The organism is Bradyrhizobium sp. UBA2491, from assembly GCF_002341725.1.
GTDB lineage: Bacteria > Pseudomonadota > Alphaproteobacteria > Rhizobiales > Xanthobacteraceae > Bradyrhizobium.
This window is the reverse complement of record NZ_DDOP01000080.1, coordinates 37,891-59,126: the sequence shown is the minus strand read 5'-3', so window position 1 is coordinate 59,126 and position 21,236 is coordinate 37,891. Positions and strand designations below refer to the sequence as shown.

Below are 21,236 nucleotides of genomic sequence, written 5' to 3'. Positions count from 1 at the left end.
CTGACGTCGACGGATGCCGCCTGGCGCGCCCAGACGGTCACCGCCGGCTCGTCCTGGAGCACTCCGTCCGGAGCGGCTGCCTTGCAGGCGGGTGACAGCAGCAATGGCGGCGCCAACATCTGGACCGGCGCGTATGGCGGGCCGATCGCGGGCATCAGCACGAATGCGCAGTGGATCTGGGGCAGCGGCGACAACACCGGGCAGGCCTTCTTCTCCACCACGATCTCCGCGGTCCCCGAGCCTTCGACCTGGGCGATGATGATCCTGGGCTTCTCCGGACTCGGCTTCCTGGCCTATCGGCGGCGCAATGCGCTGAGCGCGGCCTGATCCTCAGCTGATCGGCGTTGATAACAAGACCGCCTTCGGGCGGTCTTTTTGTTTTCCGGATCAGGGAGGCGAGGTCGGCGAGGCTCGTGGCGCCGCCTTCCGTTGGTCGCTTGCCGCTGAGCCAATCAGGTTCCTGAATTCGGAGTATATTAATTATCCATTTCACACCGCCCCCGCCGTCCTCCTAAAACCAAACTGGCGAAAGTCTGACGCGTTGACGGGCCGCAACAGGCCCGACTGATGCGACTATTTTTTGAGGCGGGTGTTCAAATGAAGTTATTGCTGAATTTTGGATCGATTGTCGCAGGATTGGCCCTGCTATGTGTCGGTGCCTCGAGCGCAACGGCGTCAGTGGTTACCGAGCGTTACACCGTCGACATCGCCGTGACCGATGACACCACGGGAAATACGATCACGACGACCGGCTATATCGACACCAATGGAAAGACCGGCGCACTGTCGAAGTCCGATATCCTGGCTTTCAGTCTGACCATCGGAACTCACGTCGCGGACAAGCTTTCGAACATGTCTTTCAGCGGAAGTAACGTCCTGGAAGCGGTCGGCAGCAATCTCATATTCAATTTTGACGGCAATTTCGGTCCGAGCGGGCATTCCTTGCTACTCTTTTCCAACGATGGCCAGGCGGATCTCATCCTGTTTTCTTTTGGAGAGATCGACGACGACTACCCTGTGGCCGGCGCATCCCATAGTACGGGCTCGCCCGCCTCGATCGCGTTCGGAACCAACGGGACCATTTTGACCGCTGCGGTCCCGGAGCCTGCCACTTGGGTCATGATGATCCTCGGCTTCTGCGGACTGGGCTTTCTGGCTCGTCGTAAGCGCAACCGGCCGCTGCTCGGACAACTGATTTGATCGAGGGCTTCATGAAGATGTCCCGTGCCTGGTTGATTGCCGCGCTCCTTGCGGCAGGTGCAACCCGACCTGCCGCAGCGCTCCCGCTCACGAGCGATCTGTTGACCAACTTCAACGCGATCGTCACCAACAGCTCACAGTCCGACACCGTCGGAGCGGTGATGATCGGCGGCAATCTGTCGGGCCCGAGCACGACATTCGATACCCAGGGTTATCAACCGACGGCCTCTTCGCTATCGGGCTACGGTGGGGTCAACATCTACGGAAATGCCTCCGGCGGCCCGTACAACGTCAACAATCTGACGGTGCATGTCGGAGGTTCGCAGAACGCGACGTTCTCGGGTGCCAGCAAGGTTACCTCCAATTACGCCTTTCCCTACAGTTACAGCTCGATTGCGGGGCAGCTGACGCAGGTCTCGAGCGCGCTCTCCAAGATGGCGACAACTGGGGCGTCCGGTCTCGCCATCATTTCGCAGAACAGCTCTATCTTTACCGCCCAGCCGGTGAACGGTGTCGCCGTGATCAATATCACTGCCGCCCAGCTGGAGCAGGTCAGCAATCCGACCTTCGACCTCAACGGCGCAAAGCTGTTGGTCGTCAACGTCGACGGAAACTTTTCCACTGGGTCGGGAAACTTCAACGACAGCAACTACGCGTCGGACATATTGTGGAATTTCTACGACGCGACGAGCCTCAACTTCGGCGTCGAATTCGGCGGCACCGTTCTTGCTCCCAACGCAACCGTGTCAAGCTCCAGCCCGATCGATGGGACGCTGTTCGCCGCCTCGTTCCAAGGCAACGGCGAACTGCACTTCAAGACCCTCACTGACGCCAGCTATCTGAATTCGGTCGGGTCCGTTCCCGAAGCTTCTACCTGGACAATGCTGTTGCTTGGTTTCGCTGGTCTCGGCTTGGCGTCCTGTCGCCGGATCAAGAGCGAGCGCCGCTCCGGCGTCGATGCCAAAGCGCAGTTCGGCTAGATCCAACCAGAACCCAGTTTGCTCCAGGCACGACGCGGGAAGAGCAGGGTGGCTTTCCCGGGGAGCTCACGCTCAAGCGATGGGCTCCGCTCTACGGATCGGTCTGGATCGCTTGCATGATCGAGTCGCGAAGCCACTTATGGCCGGGATCGCGTTCGCTGCTCACATGCCACATCAGATAGGCATGCTGCTCGGGTAGCTTCATCGGAACTTCGTGGATGTCGAGATCGAAGTTCCGAGCGATCTCGTTGGCGAAGCGGCGCGGCAGGAAGCCGATCAGGTCGGTGCGCTCGATCATCGGTGCCATCGACCAGATCTTGCCGACCATATAGGGCGTGCGGCGGGCGGTGTCGGCGGCGATCAGCTTCTTGTCGACGCCGGTGAAGCCGCGCAGCTCGCGGCCGATCGCGATTTGCGGCAGCCGGCGCAGGGTGTCGATGTCGAGCGGCTTCTTAATTCCAGGGTGATCGCGTCGGCTCAGGATGACGAGCTCGATCGGACATAGCACCTGCGTGACGATGTCCTTGCTGTCGATCGGAAAAGCAAAGCAGGCAAGATCGATCCCGCCGTCGCGGATATCCTCGGCAAATCTCGCGGTGGCCTGCACGCATTCGATCTCGATACCCGGCGCCTCGGTGGTGATGGCGCGCACGATAGGCGGCATCAGGATCGGCTCGAAGGGATCGGCGATGATGACCCGAAACTGCCGCTGGTAGGTCGAGAGATCGATCGAGTCAGAGGTGATGAGCTGGCTACCGATCACGCCCAGCGCCTCGCGCACGGGGCGGATGATCTCGTTGGATTTGCTGGTCGGCTTCAGTCCGCGCGTATCCCGCACGAAGAGCTGATCGCCGATCAGGTCGCGCAGCCGGCCAAGTGCATTGGACACCGCGGGTTGGCTCATGCCGAGCCGCTCGGCGGCACGCCCGGTGCTGCCCGTGGCGTAGAGCGCCTCGAAGATCACGAGCAAATTGAGGTCGATCTTGCGGAGGTTGAACGCCATCGTGGCTCAAACGACTTTCCGCCTGTTGGTCGGTTGCTGGCGGGCCGGGGGCAGGGCAATGAAAGCCCCTAGATACCGAACATTTCATTTGGTTCCCACCCTCCTTCTGGGAACAAGATGAACGAACGTGGTTTGCAGCCGTCACCGAGATCGACACTTCGTGCTGCTGGATCGAGCGCGCAACGCACGTCGCGGCTGTCGATTCCGCGCGCCAAAGGTCTGTTTTGGTTGAAGTTTGCAGGGCGGCGTGCTCGCCGTTCCGGAATCGCTGCAAACCGCTGATATTTCGCAACCCTTTGTAAAGCCAACGGCGGTAGGGCTGAACCTTGGGGATGAAGTGATGGCTCTTGGGACCAGGAAGCGCGAAACGCGCAAATCGTTGCGTCAGTCCGGCTGGATCACGCTCGACGGCGGCTTCGCCGCGCGGCCTTGCGTGGTCGAGGACATTTCCTCGTCCGGCGCAAAGATCACCGTCCAGGACAACAACACGCTGCCGGCCAAGCTGCGGCTGGCGTTTTCGCGGGACGCCCGCACCGGGCGCGCCTGCGAGGTGGTGTGGCGCGAAGGCAAGACCTTCGGCGTCCGGTTCGTGCGCTGAAGCCTGACTACGTCGGTCTTTCGACGGTTCTGCCCGATCGCGTCATGCGCTGGCCTGATCCCGCGACACGCGTTAAGAAGTTCTAATGCGCACGACCTGCTTCGCCGTCATCGCCGTCCTGATTCCTGCCGCCGCGTCCGCGCAGCAGGGCGACCGCTGGAATCTTCGGACGCCGCCCGATGCCGGGAAAACCCTGTCGTCCAAGTCCGCGACCCGGAGCAACGCCTGTGCGTCGTATGGACCGGGCTTCGTCAAGGTCGAGGGCTCCGACACCTGCGTGAAGCTCGGCGGCGCCATTCGCGTCGACGGCGTCGTCTCCGGCGGTCGCTGAGCGGCCCGACGCTCACGACATCGGTGGCGCCACGAAGCGGACGAAGCCCGGCCGCTGCGCGATCTCGCCGAACCAGCGCTCGAGATTGGGCAGTGTCGGCTTCGTCACGCCCTCGACGCCGAGCCAGCGCCGCGCAAAAGTGCCGAGCGCGATGTCGGCGATCGTGAACTGATCGCCCTCGACGAAGCGGCGGCTGGCGAGTTGCGCCTCGACGACCCGCCACACGATGCCTTCCGCATCGGCGTCCTTCTGGATCTGGACCATGTCACGCTTCTCGGGCGGCGTGCGCACCAGCGCCCAGAATACCGGGCGGTCGACCGGCTGCAGCGTCGACAGCGTCCAGTCGAGCCAGCGGTCGACGGCGGCGCGCGCCTTCGGCGCCTGCGGATAGACCGGTGAGCCCTGGCCATGCGCCATGCAGAGATAGCGCATCACCGAATTGGATTCCCACAGCACGTAGTCGCCCTCGACCAGCGTCGGGATGCGCCCGTTCGGATTCATCGCGAGATAGTCGGGCTGGTCGTTCCGGCCGAACTGCATGCCGGCATCGATGCGCTGATAGGGCACGTCGAGCTCGGCGAGGCACCAGAGAACCTTCTGTACATTGACCGAGTTGGCCCGGCCCCAGATCGTCAGTTGCGGCTTGCTGTCCATCACGTTTCTTCCCGCGGTTGCGCTTTGCGCGTTCTTAGAGGAATAGCCGGAGAAAAGCGCGGGATGAATTGTATCGAGAGCAAAAAACAGGCTCCGCCGCAGTGCGGCAGAGCCTCACGCTCATGCATGGCGCATCAAGATACGATCAGCGCCCGAACAACAACCACAGCACGATGATCACCGGAATCGGCACGCCCAACAGCCAAAGCAAAATTCCTTTTCCCATCTCATTGCCTCCTCGCATTCCTCTTGGTGAGGGGGCAACGTCAGCGGTGGCGGCATGTTCCTAACGATCGTTCGGCCTCCGGATGAGGCGCGGAAAGCAGATCGGGACGGATGCGAGGCAGCGTTCACCAGTGGCCAGTGTTCTGCATCGAGGCCCATGGCTCGGCGGGCGCCTTCGGCTCGCCCTTTTGCAGGATCTCGATCGAGTGTAGATCGGGCGACCGCACGAACGCCATGTTGCCGTCGCGCGGCGGACGATTGATGGTGACGCCGAGCTTCATCAGCCTCTCGCAGGTGGCGTAGATGTCGTCGACCTCGTAGGCGAGATGGCCGAAATGGCGGTCCTCGCCGTACTTTTCCTCGTCCCAATTGTAGGTCAGCTCGACCAGCGGTGCGCCGCGGGTCTGCGGCTGCGACTTGAGCAGATGGAGGTCTTCCTCCGCGCAGAGAAACACCAGCGTGAAGCGGCCCTTGTCATTGTCGATGCGGCGCACTTCCTTCAGTCCGAGCGCGTCCTGATAGAACTTCATCGCGACATCGAGATTGCGGACGCGCAGCATGGTGTGGAGATAGCGCATTATTCATCCTCCTGCGGATTCAGATATTGTTTGGCCCCTGGGGCGAGACGGCCAATGAATTAGCAGCAAAACCCGACGCCGGGCAGGGGGCTCGCGCAGGATCGGATGCGATAAAGCCCCGCCCGGCTGCGGCGCCGGAACGGGGCTTGTGGTCGTGCCTTGGAGGCATCCTCTCTATCCCATCGATCGCTCATCACTTCCAATCAAGGACGCGCGAGGTTGGACCTCCTCTAAAACGCAAAACCCCGCGAGCGGGCTCGCGAGGTCTGATGCCGACCGGCCTTGGGGAGATCGTGCCGGCAACCGCTCACATAACGGTGTTCGGACCGAGAGGTTCCTACGCTCGGAAAAAAGAAAGCCCCGCAGGCTGGATGCGGGGCTTTCCCAGCTGACGGACTGGGGATCTCTCAGGGCGTGAGCCGTCAACTGTTCGGCACCAAACTTAAGGTTGAATCTACAAAATGCAACAGCGTCGCGTAGACGAAGTGTGTTTGTCCCACAGCGCTGTGCCGAATGCCGGGCCCTGAAATCCCCAGTGCCGGTATGTCTTCGCACTGCGCAAAAGGTTCACGGCAAAGAAACCTGCGACGGGAGCTCGCGGGTCGGATCGCGCGGTGTCGCGCTCAGACCTTGATATCGAGGATGGTCTCGACGGCGTCGCGGTCGGCCTGGTTCTTGGCCGCGAAGACGTCAAGCACATCCTCGCTGATGATGCGGGGCTGTGCCTTCGCGGTCTGATCGACGACGAGTTGCACTCTGGCTTGCGTCACTTCGGCAGGTACGGGGTAAACCAGCATGGCTCTCTCCCTCCAGCCGTCGAACCTTGTCAGGGGGATCTTAACGATTTGTAAGCTCCCCGGTGCGGCGCATTCGGCGCGAATCCGATCCCGTCGTTCGGCCGCTGGTTTGCCGTGCAGGAGGTGGCGAGTGGGTTATCGGGCACAATCAGCGATGGCGAGGTCGTGCTCGTCGGAACCCGCGGCCGAGCTTCCAGTGGACCATCAAGAAGCCGACGGACGCCTGTGTGCCGGCAGGCTGTGGACGAGTGCGCAGCAAGACGCGCATATTGCTCCGCAAAAAGCGCCGTGGCCGCTGTGAATTTGCTGCGGACAAGCCCGGGATAGTCTGTGGATCGCTGCCGCAGCGTGCGGCCGGAACTCCCGCTCCAACCCTACCAGCCCACCGCTAACCCTACCTGGTTAGGTTAAGAGCAGCGTCCTGTTGTCACTATCTGTGGTTGCGCTAGGGATGGTCGCAGGTGACTGCCATGATGCCATCGTTCCACAACGCGGACCGACCGACCCACCGACGGGTGATGGTGGCGGGCCTGCTGTTCTGTGCGGTCTTCGTTGGGATCAGCTTCTGGCTTCGGCCACAGCCGGACAGCGGCAAGGTGCTGGTGAAGGCGGACCGGCTGGTTCGAACGGCTGGCGAGGCGCGGAAGGCGAACTGAGGCCGCTGCCGACGCTCAGTCCGGCAGCTTCCCGTCCGGGCGCTTGTGATACATGGCGATGCCGACAAATCCGGCAAAGCCCATCACGTTCAGCAGCAATTCCATCCACGCCGGCATCGATGCCAACCTCGCTCACCCCAAGCTAATCCCTATGGTTGTGTTTTTGTTCCCGCGCTAACCGATGGTAGCTTTGCGCAATCGCATGACTGCGGAACCGAAGCGAGTGCGGCGGCCAATAGCCTCGCTGCAACCATCCCATCGCGCCCGCGTTGGTGCACCGAACGACATGAGGAGGTTGCGTATGAAAAAGGTACTGGCAGTGTTGGCGACGGTTGCGACCGTCGGCGCAACGATGGTCAGCGCGCCGGCGCAGGCGCGCGGTATCGGACCCGGACTGGCTTTCGGTCTGGCCGCCGGCGCGCTCGCCGCGGGCGCCGCCGGGGCGGCGTATGGCGCTTATGGTCCGTACTACGGGTCGGGCTACTACCCGGGTTATTATGGTCCGCGTTATGGCTACTACGGTCCCGGACCCTACGCCTATTATCGCGGTCCGTACTATCGGCACTACTATTACCGGCACTATTGGTAACGACGACGACGAGCCCGGAGCGCATCGCTCCGGGCTTTCTCAATCGGGGGTCATGGTGTGATCATGCGCGACCGGGCACCGCATCAAGCGCTCTTGCGCTGAATTCCACTCCAGACATTGCCCAGCGTGCTGTCGTAATATTCCTGGCGATCACGCTCGAATCTCTGCTGCGTCGCTCTGAAGCTGGCAACGCGTGCGACGATCTCCTCGCGCTCGCGCGCGGCGCGGTCTTCCTGATCGGTCATTGCCCATCCTTCTCATCGTGGTCCTGTCCCGCGGCGCATTGACGTCAGCGAATCGGGCGTCAATGCGGAGCCGGCATTGCAGGATTGTGATGATGCTGAGGCGCTGAACCGGTGATGCGGCCTGTCCGCAGCAGGGGATTGTCGCTCAAGATGCCCCGGTCTCACTCGACCGCGCATGACGGTTGAGCTCGCAATCGCTCTGGCCGTGCTATAATCGCAACGACCAACCGGATGATTTCCAGTGATTGCAAAAGACTCGATTGCAAAGGATTTGCGCAGCGGTGTCGAGCAACTCGGCGAGATGATTGCTGAGGCGTCGTCGATCGTGCCCTTCACCGGCGCGGGCATCTCCACCGAGTGTGGCATTCCCGACTTCCGCTCGCCGGGCGGGCTCTGGACCCGCAACCGACCGATCCCGTTCGACGAGTTCGTTGCCAGCCAGGAGGCGCGCGACGAGTCCTGGCGGCGCCGCTTCGCGATGGAACCGACGTTCGCCGCCGCCAGGCCCGGTCGCGGCCATCGCGCGCTGGCTTCGCTCTACCGGGCAGGCAAGGTTCCTGGCATCATCACGCAGAACATCGACAATTTGCATCAGGCGTCGGGCTTCAAGGCCGATGACGTGATCGAACTGCACGGCAACACCACCTACGCGCGCTGCATCGGCTGCGGCAAGGACTACGACCTATCGTGGGTGAAGCGGGCCTTCGACCAGGCCGGCCGTGCGCCAGACTGCGCAGACTGCGGCGATCCGGTGAAGACCGCGACGATCTCGTTCGGGCAATCGATGCCCGAGGATGCAATGCGCCGCGCGGCGGAACTCACCAGGCATTGCGACTTGTTTCTGGCGATTGGATCGTCGCTCATGGTGTGGCCGGCCGCGGGGTTTCCGATGATGGCGAAGGAGAGCGGCGCGCGGCTCGCGATCATCAACAACGAGCCGACCGATCAAGACGACGTCGCCGATCTCGTCATTCGCCACGACATCGGCGATACGCTTGGTCCTTTCGTAGGCAATTGATGCCCGATTGATTCGCGGCTGTGCAAGCCTGTTCATAGTTCCCGCAAGAATCGATTTTTAGCTATGCCCGGCAAGCGGGAGTGTTATCTTTTGGTTGAGAGATTCGCGCAGCGTCAAAATGAGCGACCACGGAGTTGGTCATGGAGAGCAGCGTGCAGAGGGTGCGCCGCAACGACGGCGATTTGCATTTGATGTGTGGGGTCCGGGGTCATGGGGTCGGACGGATTTGAGTCCAAGAAGCTCGGCGGACCGCCGATCGGCGGAGTTGGGCAAGGTAGAATTGCACAAAGCGAATACGGCGGCAGTGCGTCGCGCGATGCGGCGATGGATGCCTTCTCTGGCCTCGGTGACGCCGCAGCCAACCTCGTTGAAGTCTCCGGCGTCATCAAATGGTTTGACGCCTCGAAGGGATACGGCTTCATCGTCCCCGACAATGGCTGGCCGGACATCCTGCTGCACGTGACGGTGCTGCGGAGGGACGGCTTTCAGACCGCCTATGAGGGCGCACGCCTCGTCGTCGAATGTGTTCAGCGTGCCAAGGGCTATCAGGCCTTCCGCATCGTCTCGATGGACGAGTCGACGGCGATCCATCCGGCACAGATGCTGCCGCCGCGCACCCATGTCACGGTGACCGCGACCAGTGGGCTGGAGCGCGCGCAGGTCAAGTGGTTCAACCGGCTGCGCGGCTTCGGCTTCGTGACCTGCGGGGAGGGTACCCCCGACATCTTCGTGCATATGGAGACGCTGCGGCGCTTCGGCATGACCGAGCTGCGCCCTGGCCAATATGTGCTGGTGCGGTTCGGGCCGGGCTCCAAGGGCATGATGGCCGCCGAGATCCACCCCGAGACCGGTCCGTCGGCACTGTCATCGCACTGAGCATGATCCGGAAAGGTGCGAAGCGGTTATCCCTCGCGACAAGTGCGGAATGCGTTTGCGCGGAGATCATGCTCAAACGAGACCTCCGGTCGCTCGCCCTGACGGAAACGTGAGCCAACGGCGAGCCCTCTGGCCTCTGGCATTTGCCGCAATCATCGGGTTAGGGTCCGCCCGGAAAATCTTCTCCGGTGTGAGTATTTGTCGATGTATTTCGATCGTGTTGTTGGCCGGCTGCGTCCGTGGCTGGTGGCCTCCCTCGTCATCATTGCCGGTACGCTGCTGGGCCCCGCGGCACAGGCCGCCAGCGTGCAGCCGCTCGAGATCGTCACCAAATCGGGCGTGCACGTGTTCTCGGTCGAAATGGCGACCACGGAGGAGGAGAAGGAGACCGGCCTGATGTACCGGAAGGAGCTCGCGGACGGCAAAGGCATGCTGTTCGACTTCTCGCCGGAGCAGGAAGTGTCGATGTGGATGAAGAACACCTACATCTCGCTCGACATGATCTTCATCCGCGCCGACGGGCGCATCCTGCGCATCGCGGAAAACACCGAGCCGATGTCGACCAGGATCATTCCGTCGCGGGGACTGGCCAAGGGCGTCCTCGAGGTGATCGCCGGGACCGCGCAGAAATACGGCATCCAGCCCGGCGACCGGGTCGCCCACCCGCTGTTCGGCAGCCGTTAGTGCCGATTTCGCCTCGGGAAGCCCCGCTCCGGCGCCTTGCTGGCGCTGGCTGAAGCGTGTATCCACGGGGCCTCTCGGAAATGTCGGGGTATAGCGCAGCCTGGTAGCGCGGCAGTTTTGGGTACTGCAGGTCGTTGGTTCGAATCCAGCTGCCCCGACCATCCCATCGCACGGTTTCAGACCTTGCCGTCGCACCTGCGCCGGTGGCGCGCGACTGCGCGCATCGTGCCTCCGCCGGGGACTCGTCGCGATCCAGAATGTCTCGCCAGACGCAACAACGCCGCCTGGACGGAGTATGTTCGTCCAGACGGCGCCGCCGAAATACTGGGCCCTGAAATCCCCAGTGACCATGAGTCGTCCTGACCGGGAATAGGTTCAACGCTGCGCCGGGCCGGAGCGGCTGCGCTCCGCAAATCTGTCCGATGAAAAAGGCCGTCCGCGTTGCGGAATTCGCGGGCGTGCGGGAACTTGTTCCGTTCAGGTTGCCTGCTAGTGTCCCGGCGCCAAATAGCGGCGGGGACATAATGCGTGTTGGATCCGCGGGACGGCACGTGAGCACCGCCGAACGGATGCAGGCGTCATTTGCCGCGACTTCGGCTCCACGTGACTGCCGCTCGGTTCGCGCCGATCGGATAGGATCGGGACTGTTCAGACAGGGTTAGCGAAAGCACGATGAGCGCGGCAAAGAAGACATACCAGAATGCCATCAATGCGATGAATGGCGGGAGGCCGCTCGAGGCGATCGCGCTGTTCGACAAGGCCCTGGCGCTCAAGCCCGATCTGGCCGAGGCATGGCTCGGTCGTGGCAATGCATTCGCGGCGATGGGGCGGCATGACGAAGCGCTCGCCGCCTTCGACAAGGCGATCGCCTTGAAGCCGGACCTGGCCGGACCTTGGCTCGGTCATCTGCTGACCAACCTCGGGCGCTTCGACAAGGCCCTTGCCGCCTATGACAAGGCGTTGGTCGTGAAGCCTGATCTGGCCGAGGCCTGGCTTGGCCGCTGCCATTCGTATGCGAAGCTCGGGCGTTACACCGAGGCGCTCGCCGCCTACGACAAGTCCGTCGCGCTCGAGCCTCGCGCGGCCGCACCGTGGCTCGGTCACCTCCTGGGTAGTGTGGGGCGGTTCGACGAGGCCCTTGCCGCTTACGACAGGACGCTCGCGGTCAAGCCCGATCTGATCGAGGCGTGGCTCGGTCGTGGCGACGTGCTGTTCAGGCTGGCGCGGCTCGACGACGCGCTGGTGGCTTTCGACAAGGTGCTGGCGCTCAAGCCCGACCTGCCGGAGGCATGGCTCGGCCGCGGCAATCTGCTCACCGAACTCAAGCGATACGACGAGGCCGGCGCCGCATACGACAAGGCGCTGGCGCTGAAGTCCAGCCTGGCCGAGGCGTGGCTCGGTCGCGGCAATCTGCTCGTCAAGCTCGAGCGCCACGAGGAGGCGCTTGCACCCTACGACAAGGCTGTGGCGCTGAAGCCCGATCTGGTGCAGGCGTGGCTCAGCCTCGGCAACGCATTCGTGGAACTGGAGCGTCATGATCAGGCGCTCGCCGCGTGCGAGCGCGCGTTGAAGCTCAAGCCAGATCTGGCCGATGCATGGCTCGGTCGCGGCCTCTCGCTGCTCAAGCTGGAGCGCTTCGACGAGGCGCTTGCGACTTACGACAAGGCGCGCGCGCTCAACCCCGATCTGGCCGGGGCGTGGCTTGGTCTTGGCAATGCGCTGCTCAAACTGCGACGCACCGACGACGCCCTTGCCGCGCAGGACAGGGCGCTTGCCCTCAAGCCCGACCTGGTCGAGGCATGGTGCGGTCGCGCCAACGTGTTCATGGAAACAGGGCGTCATGACCGAGCGCTCGAGGCCTACGACAAGGCGTTGGCGCTCAAGCCCGATCTGGTGGGTCTCGAAGGAGTCCGTTTGCAATTGAAAACGCATCTTTGCGATTGGGACAGTTTTGAAGCCGACTTCGCTCGGGTGATCGACTCGGCCCGGAACAACAAGTCGCATACCGATCCCTTCACGTTCGTCGGCGTCACCTCGTCGAGCAAAGACCAGTATGATTACGTGCGGCGTTGGGTCGGCAAATGGCATCCGCCGGCCAAGAACCCGCTCTGGAATGGAGACATCTACAACCACGACAACATCCGCATTGCCTACGTGTCGTCAGATTTTCAGGACCATCCCGTAGCGCAATTGACGGCCGGGATGTTCGAACATCACGACCGGTCGAGGTTTGACACGACGGCAATATCGATCGGTCCCGCCAATGAGTCTGCGATGCGCCGGCGGCTGGAAGGCGCCTTCGGAGCATTCCTCGACTGCTCGCGGCTCAGCGACGTCGAGGTTGCGCAGATGATCCGGGCCGCGGAGATCGACATCCTGGTCGACCTGAACGGCTTCACCAGGAACAGCCGCACCAACATCTTCGCGCAGCGGCCGGCACCGATCCAGGTCGGCTATCTCGGTTATCCCGGCACGAGTGGCGCTGATTTCATCGACTACATCATCGCCGATCGAACCATCATCCCGGCTTCGCAGCAGGGCAATTTCTCGGAAAAGATTGCGTATCTTCCGCACAGCTATCAGGCGAACGATGCAACGCGCGCCATATCGGAGACGGTGTTCACCCGGGCTGAATGCGGGCTTCCCGAGCACGGTGTCGTGTTCTGCTGCTTCAACAACCTCTACAAGATCACGCCGGCCGTGTTCGATCGCTGGATGCGGATCCTGGCCGCAGTGCCCGGCAGCGTGCTTTGGCTCCGTGAGGACAGCACCACCGCCGCAGCCAATCTGAAGATGCAGGCGGCGTTGCGCGGCGTCGATGCCGAACGGCTGGTCTTCGCCAGGCGCATGTCTTCGCTGGCGGATCATCTGGCCCGGCATCGCGGCGCGGACCTTTTTCTGGATACGTTGCCTTTCAATGCTCACACGACGGCGAGCGACGCACTCTGGGCAGGCTTGCCGGTGCTGACCCAGATTGGCGACACCCTCGCGGGCAGAGTGGCCGCAAGCCTGCTCACTGCGGTCGGCTTGCCGGAATTGATTGCCCGTGATGCCAGCGAATATGAGCAACGGGCGATCGGCATCGCGCGAGATCCGGAAGCGCTCAAGGCGCTCAAGGAGAAGCTCGCGCAGAATCGTCTGACCAAGCCGCTGTTCGATACCAAGCGTTTCACCAGGCAGATCGAGGCGGCTTACGTCGCAATGCACGAGCGGTACCAGGCCGGCCTCGCGCCGGACATGATCATTGTTGCCGAGTAGGCGCCGACGATCGCGCCGGCCGGCTTGCCAGATGTGTGTACACTATCGGCAGGGGATGCCGGGTGATGGGCTACGATCGGTATCGTCATCCGAACCGACGAGAACAATCAGAGAGAGGACCGGCCATGGCACGCAGACTGATCGATATCTCCGTTCCCCTGCAGAATGACGTTCCGGCCGACCCGCCCGGCAACCACCCGACCATTCAGTATATCGATCATCAGCAGGGGCTGCCGCGCATGTTGCAGTTCTTCGACGGATTGAAGGCTGCGGATCTGCCGGACGGGCAGGGCTGGGCCGTCGAACAGGTCTCGCTCTCCACCCACAACGGCACGCATCTCGATGCGCCCTGGCATTTCCATCCGACCATGAACCGCGGCGAGCGGTCATGGACCATCGACGAGGTGCCGCTGGAATGGTGCTTCCAGCCCGGCGTGAAGCTGGACTTCCGCCATCTGCCCGACGGCTACGTCGCGACAGCCGGCGATGTCGAGGCCGAGCTGAAGCGCATTGGGCATACATTGTCGCCGCTCGAGATCGTCGTCGTCAACACCAGCGCCGGCGCGAAGTATGGCCAGCCCGACTACGTCAATTCCGGTTGCGGCATGGGCTATGAGGCCACGATGTATCTGCTCGAGCGCGGCGTGCGGCTGACCGGCATCGACGGCTGGAGCTGGGACGCGCCGTTCGTCTTCACCGCCAAGAAATATGCCGAGACAAAAGACGCCAGCCTGATCTGGGAAGGCCACAAGGCGGGTCGCCATATCGGCTACTGCCACATCGAGAAGCTGCACAATCTCGAGCAACTGCCGTCAAGCGGGTTCATGGTGTCGTGCTTTCCGGTGAAGATCGAGCGCGCGTCGGCGGGGTGGACGAGGGCGGTCGCAATCCTCGACGGCTAGAAATCTCGCTTGGTGTCTCGTCGGTGGGCTGGGCTCTTGGCCAAGGCTCGGGAACCCGTGCACAGGCTGATCATTCCAGATGATTGTTGCAACATGGCTACAGCCTGAGGCAGACGAATCTGCTCTTATACACGTACTAGATGCATTGGCTGATCGGGCCGATGGCTCGCCTTCGCATCCCGATTTCTGACGCGTTCTCTCCCTGACTAGAGCCCCGGCCCCTTCCGGGGCTCTTTCTTGCGTGCCGCAGTCAGGCGAGGCCGCAAAAGAAAATCAGGTGCGCCGGGACCGACGCACCTGATCGTTGTCTTCACTGTCGCTTGTGTGTCCGGACGGTTGTTACCAGCGGCAAACGCGAACACCGCGCGGGGTCCACCAGCAACGGGGACCGACATATCCGCCGTAGCCGTAGCCGCGGCCATAGCCCCAACCACGGCCACGACCCCAACCGCCGCCACGACCCCAGCCGCCGCGATAGCCATAGCCGCGTCCGCGCCATTGCGCTTGCGCCGACGACGTGGTCGCGCCGACCAGGATGGCCGAGGTGCTTGCGACATAGACGAACAACAAAGCGACCGCTGCGAGGCAACGAGTCAGGATATTGTAGCGTTTAGTCATTCCAGAGATCTCCAGTCACTTCCAAACATCTGAACCAATGCTGGCTATCGTGCTTTGACGCGCAACACCGACGATCGGTTCGAGCATGCGAGTACAATATTTTCACTAAGGTTCTTGCGAGCTTTTGCGACTCTATTGAGGCCAAAAAGTAAGGTCAAGTTGTGGTCATGCATGCATGAAATGAGGTGGTTGCTGCGTTCATCTTGCCGTTCATCCGAGGTTCATTCTGTTCATCGTGTGTTGCATCGATTTGACTTGTGCGTCGCGGATGCAGAGATGCCAGACCTGCTGAAATGCTGTCGAGAACTTGAAGTCGACACGATCATGTTCTCTGAGCATTCCGAGAATCCTTCCTGAAGAGTGCCTATGCCGAAACAACACATCTACGTCCTTGGTCTCAACGTCTACGACCATGACGTCAGCGCCTGCCTGCTGCGCGACGGCGCGATCGCCTACGCGATCTCCAAGGAGCGCATCACCCGCGAGAAGCACGCCTCGGGCTTCTACAAGGAGGTCGTCGACTACTGCCTGTCCGCCGAGGGCATTACGCTCGACGACGTCGATCTCGTGGTGCGCAACAGCTACATCCTGCCGGTGCCCGAGATGGAGGAACGGATGCTCCATCAGGACATGCCGGGCTTCCTGCCGATCGCCGAGCGCAACGAGGCAATCAAGCACCCGTTGTTTCGTTCCAAATCCGACAAGGTGGTGTCGATCTCGCATCACCTCGCGCATGCCTACAGCGCGTTCGCGGTGTCACCGTTCAAGGACGGCGTCGTGATGATCGTCGACGGTGTCGGCAACTATCAGGCTGACGCAATGGAGTCCCATCCGCAGGACGGGGCCTCGCCGCTGGCCCGCGAATCCGAGAGCTACTACAGGTTCGAGGACACCAGGCTCGAATGCCTGAAGAAGGTCTACATGGAGCCGGCGCGCGGGCTGTTGTCGGACGAGTTCTACAACATGCCGGGGCTGGGGGCGCTCTACAGCCGGGTTTCGACCTATGTGTTCGGCGACTGGAACAAGTGCGGCGAGCTGATGGGGCTCGCACCCTATGGCCGCCATGGGCAGGTCGGCAGTCTGCTCGAGATGAAAGACGGCGAGCTGCACGTACCGTTCTGGGGCAGCGACAACCAGCAGCCTTTCGTGCTCGACGGCGGCAGCTGGGACAAGAGCCCGACCATGCAGCATTGGCAGGATATCGCCTGGCGGGTGCAGGACGACACCGAGAATGTGCTGCTGGCGCGCGCGCGCTGGCTGCGCGAGACCACCGGTGCGAAGAACCTGTGCGTCGCCGGCGGTGTCGCGCTGAACTGCGTGGCCAACGGGCGCATCGCGCGCGAGGCCGGTTTCGAGAACGTCTGGATCCAGCCCGCCGCCGGCGACGACGGCATCGCGATCGGCTGCGCCTATTACGGCTGGCTCGAGGTGCTGAAGCAGCGCCGCTCGTTCGTGATGGAGCACGCCTATGTCGGCCGGCGCTACAGCGATGCCGAGGTCGCGGCCGCGCTGCAAAATTTTCTGGTGCGCATCCAGGTCGACGCCAGGCGCAGCGACGACATCTGCCGGGACACGGCAAGACTGCTCGCCGACCAGCGGGTGATCGGCTGGTTCCAGGGGCCGTCGGAGTTCGGTCCGCGCGCGCTCGGCAACCGCAGCCTGATCGCCGATCCGCGCAAGGCCGAGATGAAGGATATCCTCAACAGCCGGGTCAAGCATCGCCAGGCGTTCCGGCCGTTCGCGCCGATCGTATTGGCGGAGCGCATGCGGGACATCTTCGAGGGCGAGGAGGACTCGCCCTACATGCTGATCGCCAAGCCGGTCCGGCCGGAATGGCGCGACAAGATCCCGGCGATCGTGCATGTTGACGGCTCGGCGCGGGTGCAGAGCGTGCGGGAGGAAACCAACCCGATGCTCTATCGCCTGCTCAAGGCGTTCGATGCGCTGACCGGCGTGCCGGTGCTGATCAACACCTCGTTCAACGTCAAGGGCGAGCCGATCATCGAGACGCCGCAGGACGCGGTGAGCTGCTTCCTGACCACCGGGATCGACCACCTCGTGCTGCACGACACGCTGGTATCGAAGACCGCCATGCACAAGGTCGTCACACCTGTGATGACCACGTTCGGCGACGTCGCCACCATCGTGTCCTCGACGACGCAGGACGGCAGTCGCGGCGGCGGCTGATCAGGCCTGGCGTCGCGCTAGCCGGAGGCGGGCGCTGCCATGCCGCGTCCCAGCGCGAATTGACCGACCGGTCCCTCGACGTGAAAGTCGAGTCCGGTCATCTTGGCGAACAAATCGATATTGGTGGTGCCGATCGCGCAGCCGCCGAGACCGAGATCCGTCGCCATCATGTACAGCGTCTGGGTCAGGACGCCGACATCCTTCAGGATCAGCGCATAGGCGATCGCGCTGTACTTCCAGGAGATACGGCCGAAGCGCGCGGCGATCGTGATCAGGATCTGCGGAGGCGCGGACGCATCCATGGCAAATTCGGCGCTTTGCAACACGGCCTCGATGTGTTGCGGATGGGCGTCGATCGCTGCCAGCACGTGCGCAGCGGCGTCGTAGTGATAGAAGCCCCGCGCCAGGCCATCGCAGCTCGCAACGGTCAGATAGAGTTCAAGCTCATATGCGCTGCCCGCCCCGGGATAGGGTCTGCCGGTGTATTCGATGTCGGGACCATCGTCGGCGAACTCGAGCTTGCTGCTCCATTTCGAGCGGACGCCCGCAACGCTGCGCAGCAACCTGGACAGCTCCACGAGCGTGATCGGCTTCCGTTCATCGAAGTCGCGCGTGGAATGCCTTGCGTGCAGCAGCTCTTCGAACGGCGAGGGGGACCCGTCGACTTCGGGCAGCTTGACGATCCGTCCGGGCCAGGCGGGCCGCACCGCCGGCAATGGCGCGATCAGGCCGGTGTGCGGGTAGAGGCCGCCCAGCGGATTGGCCTGGCGGCCTTCCGTGCTGCGCGCATGAAACAGCAGGTCGTGAAAATCCCACAGCACAAGATCGTCGTCGCCTTCGGCCCGCCGGAGAGCATCGCGCTTTGCCGGGTCGACGCTGACGAGGATTTCGCAATCCAGCAGCAGCGCGAGGATTGCCGGGCCCGGATAGTCCTGCCGACGCCGGATTTGGCTGATCGTCTGTGGAACGGCGAGGATCGCGAGCAGGGTTGCGATCCGGGGATCGCAGATTTTGAACAGCGCCCCGGCGCGCGGCGATTCCAGCACCATCTCCGTGCCGCGCCGCCGCAGATAGGCGAAGCGCGACAATACGATTGTCGTCGCATCCGAGAGTGTCGGCATCCGCGGCCAATAGCCGGGAAGCTGCGGTTCGATCACCACCAGGTCCTCGGTCGCGCGCGCGCCCGGCAGGCGGTACTCCAGCAGGCCGCGCAGCGCCAATTGTCGGATCAGGCGCTCGATGTCGCGCGCCGTGGCATCGCCCTCGGGCGCAGCCGACGGCAGAGGCAAGCCGTCCCGCAGGCCGCGCGCGCGCTCCGCGACCGCGGTGCTGAATGTTCCGAGCGGCTCCGAATAGCCATCGACATGCGCCGCGATGCGGCCGTCGGTCTGGGTGTCCAGCGCGACGCGCGCATTCAGCCGAGCCAGCAGCGTCGGCGGCGCTGCGCTTGGCGATCCCGCCTGCTTCGGGGTGGTCTTGGATGTGCGTTTGGGCGTGCGCACGCCGGCATCACCTCAGGTATGCGGAAGGAACGGCGTCAGCTCGCTTTCCAGGGAAGGCCGATCGCGCAGTCCGAGCCTGACCGGGACATCATAGAGCCGCCCGGGTCCGAAGCGGCGATAGAAATGGCGCATGCCGGGCACGATCACCCGGACCACGGCAACCTCGACGTCCGGCCGGGTCTGGTCGAGAACGAGGAAATCCATCCCGGCGCGCGCGGCGATGTCGACGCAGGCGTCCACCTGCGCACGGGTGTTGTCGAGCGGTACGCGCGAAGCGGTCGCTGGGGGGAGAACCGGATTCGAGCTCGGCAGCAGGAACGGATAGTCCGCGATCCGCAGCGGATTGATGCCGTCGAGGCTCGGTTTCTCGCCGCTGCCGCCACCCATCAGCCCGATGGAGAGGAACTGGTTCAGCTCCGTCAACGACCGCAGCAAAGCGATGCGCGGATCGAAGTGCGAGCCGGACCCGAACTCGATGTTTTCCTGGCCGTTCTGCATCCAGTGCACGATAGCGACATAGGTCGGGATGCCGAGATCGCTGGTGATGTCGAGCACCCATAGCTTGCGGCCGGATTCCTCGAGTTGCGCCTTGAGATCGCGGACATAGGAATCTTCGAAGCTGTTGAGATCGATCTCCGCCCGCTGCGATCGGTTGTACCACCAGATCGCGTAGGCATCGCGCTCCATCAGTTCGAGGAAGCCCTGGACGATCGCTTCCTCGCGGGTATTGCCGGCAGCGCAGCCGTTGGAATCGGCGGCGAAGGCAGCCGGCCCGTCATAGAAGAAATACAGCAGGCTGGTCGGAACGTGCCGGAAGCGCTGGTCGCGCAGCGACCAGACCGGCGACCACTCGATCCGCTCGGACGGATCGAACGGATCGGGCGCCGGCTGGGTGTGATGGGAATCGTCATGGTTGTGAACCGCTCGGGTCCGATACTGCTCCTCGCTGAACAGCAGAATGTCATTGGGACGGATGGCATCGCCCGGCGCGAAGTCGGTGAAGCGCTTTTTTGTCCGGATCTCGTCGCCCTGAAAAATTCCCGAGTAGCGTTCGATCGCTTCCATCAGCGCGCTGGCTTCGCCTTGCTCGGCGGTGCTGCCCTTGCCGAAACTGCCGCCGCTGAGCCCGGATCGGAGTTGGTCGAGAGTCTGCGCCGGCGCGGAGAAATTGTGCTGGGCGTAAAAACTGGTGTTCATCGGCAGATCGACTTCGATCCGCTCCAGCCGTGTCACGACGCCGGTGAGCGGGCTGACATGCTTCTTGAACCGCGCCAACGTGGTGCGCGACGACACCGTGCGATAGCCGCCGCTGGTCATGACCAGCGTGGCGCCCGGGCCCAGTTCGATCGGCTGCGGCGCTCGTCGCGGATTTTGCAGTTTCTTGTTGCCGCAAGTCGGGCATTGCGGGCGGGCAGCCACATAGTGCCTGGCGATGGTCGAACCGAGCAGGTCCAGGCTCATGATGTGATTGCGCAGATCGGTGCGGAAGCCGCTGCCAATCGCCTTGGCGATCTCGACCGCCGCAAACTGAACGGCGCTTTGTCCGATCGTGTGCTGCGCGAGGGCAGAGACCGCAACCGGGCGTGCCCCGTTGCGATCGAGGAAACCCTTGATCTCGCGGTTGCGGATCATCCGATCGAACAGGCAGGTCCAGCACGCACTCTCGCCCGGATTGAAGACCGGACCGACCAGCGGAAACACGCCGGAGGGCTGCACCAGCAGCCAGGGAGACTTGCCGGACACGCGCTCCAGATTGCGCTCCGCCAGCCGCCGATCGAGATAATCGTTGACCAGGGTGACCGTGAGATCGGGCGATGCCTTGACGACGCGGACACCGAGGTCCCGCAACGCCTCGCTCAATTCAGCCGCGCCCTTGACGTCGATCGCCTCGACCCGCACGCGGCAGTCTTGCAGGTTTTGCCGAGCGACCGGGCCGGGCAGGCCGAGGCTCGCCCAAAGCCCGTCCACGGCGTTGTGGGGAGTTGGCGATGCCAAGATCACATAGCGCCGATCGAGCAGGCGCTTGATCGCTTCATCGATCTTGTCCGGTGGAAATTTTCGTCCGAGTTCGTCGAGGAGACTGACGCGGGATTTTCCCTTGGTGCCGATCGCCGCCGCCAGCGCGCAATAGAGTTCGCCGTGAAGAAAGAATTTGCGGTCTTCGGAATACAGACAGACGATGTCCGGAGGCAGCACATAGGCCGTGAAATTCGGTGCGAATTGCAGCGTCTCTTTGTCGGCCTGCGCAATGGATTTTCTGGGCAAGGAATCGTTCCTATGCAGCGTGCTGGCTGGTCTCTCGGGGCGGGAGGAGGCCGGAGGCCTCAGCATTCCG

Annotated in this window: 20 protein-coding genes, 1 tRNA gene and 1 pseudogene; 14 read left to right on the top strand and 8 right to left on the bottom strand. The window is 62.9% G+C overall.

Translation table 11 applies throughout. The features are described 5' to 3' along the window. Positions 1-216: 216 nt before the first annotated feature. From B2W55_RS34285 to B2W55_RS27675, 3 genes and pseudogenes are all read left to right on the top strand, one after another. Positions 217-327: pseudogene (locus B2W55_RS34285) on the top strand (PEPxxWA-CTERM sorting domain-containing protein); the annotation flags it as partial. A gap of 270 nt (positions 328-597) precedes the next feature. Further along, the gene (locus B2W55_RS27680) at positions 598-1,200 is read left to right on the top strand and encodes a PEPxxWA-CTERM sorting domain-containing protein (protein WP_024578359.1); all 603 of its coding nucleotides are present in this window, start codon (positions 598-600) and stop codon (positions 1,198-1,200) included. After that, positions 1,197-2,180, top strand: a complete 984-nt coding sequence (locus B2W55_RS27675) for a choice-of-anchor A family protein (protein ID WP_024578358.1) — start codon at positions 1,197-1,199, stop codon at positions 2,178-2,180. The genes B2W55_RS27680 and B2W55_RS27675 overlap by 4 nt, the downstream gene beginning before the upstream one ends. Before the next feature lie 91 nt (positions 2,181-2,271). Here B2W55_RS27675 and B2W55_RS27670 read toward each other — a convergent pair whose 3' ends face one another. After that, positions 2,272-3,183: a LysR family transcriptional regulator gene (locus tag B2W55_RS27670; protein ID WP_024578357.1), complete on the bottom strand. Its 912-nt coding sequence runs from the start codon at positions 3,181-3,183 to the stop codon at positions 2,272-2,274. Positions 3,184-3,523: 340 nt separating this feature from the next. Between B2W55_RS27670 and B2W55_RS27665 the strand changes: the two genes are divergently transcribed. Further along, entirely contained in the window at positions 3,524-3,781 is a 258-nt protein-coding gene (locus tag B2W55_RS27665; protein ID WP_024578356.1) for a PilZ domain-containing protein, read from the top strand. 85 nt (positions 3,782-3,866) lie between these two features. Next, positions 3,867-4,112, top strand: a complete 246-nt coding sequence (locus B2W55_RS27660) for a porin (RefSeq protein WP_024578355.1) — start codon at positions 3,867-3,869, stop codon at positions 4,110-4,112. A gap of 12 nt (positions 4,113-4,124) precedes the next feature. Here B2W55_RS27660 and B2W55_RS27655 read toward each other — a convergent pair whose 3' ends face one another. From B2W55_RS27655 to B2W55_RS27645, 3 genes are all read right to left on the bottom strand, one after another. After that, positions 4,125-4,766, bottom strand: a complete 642-nt coding sequence (locus tag B2W55_RS27655) for a glutathione S-transferase family protein (RefSeq protein ID WP_024578354.1) — start codon at positions 4,764-4,766, stop codon at positions 4,125-4,127. A gap of 350 nt (positions 4,767-5,116) precedes the next feature. Continuing rightward, complete coding sequence (locus B2W55_RS27650) at positions 5,117-5,569, bottom strand: VOC family protein (protein ID WP_024578353.1); 453 nt, start codon at positions 5,567-5,569, stop codon at positions 5,117-5,119. Positions 5,570-6,192: 623 nt separating this feature from the next. Beyond that, positions 6,193-6,366 carry a hypothetical protein gene (locus B2W55_RS27645; RefSeq protein ID WP_157817213.1) on the bottom strand — a complete coding sequence of 58 codons (174 nt, stop codon included), beginning with the start codon at positions 6,364-6,366 and terminating at the stop codon, positions 6,193-6,195. Between the two features lie 470 nt (positions 6,367-6,836). Here B2W55_RS27645 and B2W55_RS27640 point away from each other — a divergent pair, with 470 nt between their 5' ends. Beyond that, positions 6,837-7,022: a hypothetical protein gene (locus B2W55_RS27640; RefSeq protein ID WP_029878676.1), complete on the top strand. Its 186-nt coding sequence runs from the start codon at positions 6,837-6,839 to the stop codon at positions 7,020-7,022. Positions 7,023-7,323: 301 nt separating this feature from the next. Next, positions 7,324-7,611, top strand: coding sequence for a hypothetical protein (locus B2W55_RS27635; RefSeq protein WP_024578352.1), 288 nt, complete (start codon positions 7,324-7,326; stop codon positions 7,609-7,611). Between the two features lie 83 nt (positions 7,612-7,694). Here B2W55_RS27635 and B2W55_RS27630 read toward each other — a convergent pair whose 3' ends face one another. Next, the gene (locus B2W55_RS27630; protein WP_168200214.1) at positions 7,695-7,856 is read right to left on the bottom strand and encodes a hypothetical protein; all 162 of its coding nucleotides are present in this window, start codon (positions 7,854-7,856) and stop codon (positions 7,695-7,697) included. 301 nt (positions 7,857-8,157) lie between these two features. On the opposite strand from B2W55_RS27630, the gene B2W55_RS27625 reads away from it, so the two are divergent. The 6 genes from B2W55_RS27625 (at position 8,158) to B2W55_RS27595 (ending at position 14,594) form a co-directional block, all read left to right on the top strand. Then, positions 8,158-8,874 carry an SIR2 family NAD-dependent protein deacylase gene (locus B2W55_RS27625; RefSeq protein ID WP_043855419.1) on the top strand — a complete coding sequence of 239 codons (717 nt, stop codon included), beginning with the start codon at positions 8,158-8,160 and terminating at the stop codon, positions 8,872-8,874. Positions 8,875-9,084: 210 nt separating this feature from the next. Continuing rightward, positions 9,085-9,750 carry a cold-shock protein gene (locus B2W55_RS27620; RefSeq protein WP_024578350.1) on the top strand — a complete coding sequence of 222 codons (666 nt, stop codon included), beginning with the start codon at positions 9,085-9,087 and terminating at the stop codon, positions 9,748-9,750. A gap of 204 nt (positions 9,751-9,954) precedes the next feature. Beyond that, positions 9,955-10,434 (top strand): DUF192 domain-containing protein, encoded by a 480-nt coding sequence (locus tag B2W55_RS27615; RefSeq protein ID WP_024578349.1) that lies wholly within the window; start codon positions 9,955-9,957, stop codon positions 10,432-10,434. An 84-nt stretch (positions 10,435-10,518) separates the two neighbouring features. Next, positions 10,519-10,595: transfer RNA gene (locus B2W55_RS27610), tRNA-Pro, on the top strand. A gap of 511 nt (positions 10,596-11,106) precedes the next feature. After that, positions 11,107-13,692: a tetratricopeptide repeat protein gene (locus tag B2W55_RS27600; protein ID WP_024578348.1), complete on the top strand. Its 2,586-nt coding sequence runs from the start codon at positions 11,107-11,109 to the stop codon at positions 13,690-13,692. Positions 13,693-13,817: 125 nt separating this feature from the next. Further along, positions 13,818-14,594: a cyclase family protein gene (locus B2W55_RS27595; RefSeq protein WP_024578347.1), complete on the top strand. Its 777-nt coding sequence runs from the start codon at positions 13,818-13,820 to the stop codon at positions 14,592-14,594. Positions 14,595-14,933: 339 nt separating this feature from the next. Here the strand turns inward: B2W55_RS27595 and B2W55_RS27590 are convergent, their stop codons facing one another. Beyond that, on the bottom strand, positions 14,934-15,212 hold the full coding sequence (locus B2W55_RS27590; RefSeq protein ID WP_029878674.1) for a hypothetical protein: 279 nt from the start codon (positions 15,210-15,212) through the stop codon (positions 14,934-14,936). A 366-nt stretch (positions 15,213-15,578) separates the two neighbouring features. Here B2W55_RS27590 and B2W55_RS27585 point away from each other — a divergent pair, with 366 nt between their 5' ends. After that, positions 15,579-17,399 (top strand): carbamoyltransferase family protein, encoded by a 1,821-nt coding sequence (locus tag B2W55_RS27585; RefSeq protein WP_024578345.1) that lies wholly within the window; start codon positions 15,579-15,581, stop codon positions 17,397-17,399. A gap of 17 nt (positions 17,400-17,416) precedes the next feature. Here B2W55_RS27585 and B2W55_RS27580 read toward each other — a convergent pair whose 3' ends face one another. Next, entirely contained in the window at positions 17,417-18,901 is a 1,485-nt protein-coding gene (locus B2W55_RS27580) for a SagB/ThcOx family dehydrogenase (RefSeq protein ID WP_024578344.1), read from the bottom strand. A 12-nt stretch (positions 18,902-18,913) separates the two neighbouring features. After that, on the bottom strand, positions 18,914-21,166 hold the full coding sequence (locus tag B2W55_RS27575) for a TOMM precursor leader peptide-binding protein (RefSeq protein ID WP_024578343.1): 2,253 nt from the start codon (positions 21,164-21,166) through the stop codon (positions 18,914-18,916). Positions 21,167-21,236: the final 70 nt, after the last annotated feature.

Bases quoted from the DNA above. Each gene is read 5' to 3' on its own strand.
- B2W55_RS27615 (WP_024578349.1), top strand. From the start codon at position 9,955: ATGTATTTCGATCGTGTTGTTGGCCGGCTGCGTCCGTGGCTGGTGGCC.
- B2W55_RS27640 (WP_029878676.1), top strand. From the start codon at position 6,837: ATGATGCCATCGTTCCACAACGCGGACCGACCGACCCACCGACGGGTG.
- B2W55_RS27625 (WP_043855419.1), top strand. From the start codon at position 8,158: ATGATTGCTGAGGCGTCGTCGATCGTGCCCTTCACCGGCGCGGGCATC.
- B2W55_RS27660 (WP_024578355.1), top strand. From the start codon at position 3,867: ATGCGCACGACCTGCTTCGCCGTCATCGCCGTCCTGATTCCTGCCGCC.
- B2W55_RS27665 (WP_024578356.1), top strand. From the start codon at position 3,524: ATGGCTCTTGGGACCAGGAAGCGCGAAACGCGCAAATCGTTGCGTCAG.
- B2W55_RS27655 (WP_024578354.1), bottom strand. From the start codon at position 4,766: ATGGACAGCAAGCCGCAACTGACGATCTGGGGCCGGGCCAACTCGGTC.
- B2W55_RS27630 (WP_168200214.1), bottom strand. From the start codon at position 7,856: ATGACCGATCAGGAAGACCGCGCCGCGCGCGAGCGCGAGGAGATCGTC.
- B2W55_RS27620 (WP_024578350.1), top strand. From the start codon at position 9,085: ATGGGGTCGGACGGATTTGAGTCCAAGAAGCTCGGCGGACCGCCGATC.
- B2W55_RS27635 (WP_024578352.1), top strand. From the start codon at position 7,324: ATGAAAAAGGTACTGGCAGTGTTGGCGACGGTTGCGACCGTCGGCGCA.
- B2W55_RS27650 (WP_024578353.1), bottom strand. From the start codon at position 5,569: ATGCGCTATCTCCACACCATGCTGCGCGTCCGCAATCTCGATGTCGCG.
- B2W55_RS27600 (WP_024578348.1), top strand. From the start codon at position 11,107: ATGAGCGCGGCAAAGAAGACATACCAGAATGCCATCAATGCGATGAAT.
- B2W55_RS27595 (WP_024578347.1), top strand. From the start codon at position 13,818: ATGGCACGCAGACTGATCGATATCTCCGTTCCCCTGCAGAATGACGTT.
- B2W55_RS27670 (WP_024578357.1), bottom strand. From the start codon at position 3,183: ATGGCGTTCAACCTCCGCAAGATCGACCTCAATTTGCTCGTGATCTTC.
- B2W55_RS27645 (WP_157817213.1), bottom strand. From the start codon at position 6,366: ATGCTGGTTTACCCCGTACCTGCCGAAGTGACGCAAGCCAGAGTGCAA.
- B2W55_RS27590 (WP_029878674.1), bottom strand. From the start codon at position 15,212: ATGACTAAACGCTACAATATCCTGACTCGTTGCCTCGCAGCGGTCGCT.
- B2W55_RS27680 (WP_024578359.1), top strand. From the start codon at position 598: ATGAAGTTATTGCTGAATTTTGGATCGATTGTCGCAGGATTGGCCCTG.
- B2W55_RS27585 (WP_024578345.1), top strand. From the start codon at position 15,579: ATGCCGAAACAACACATCTACGTCCTTGGTCTCAACGTCTACGACCAT.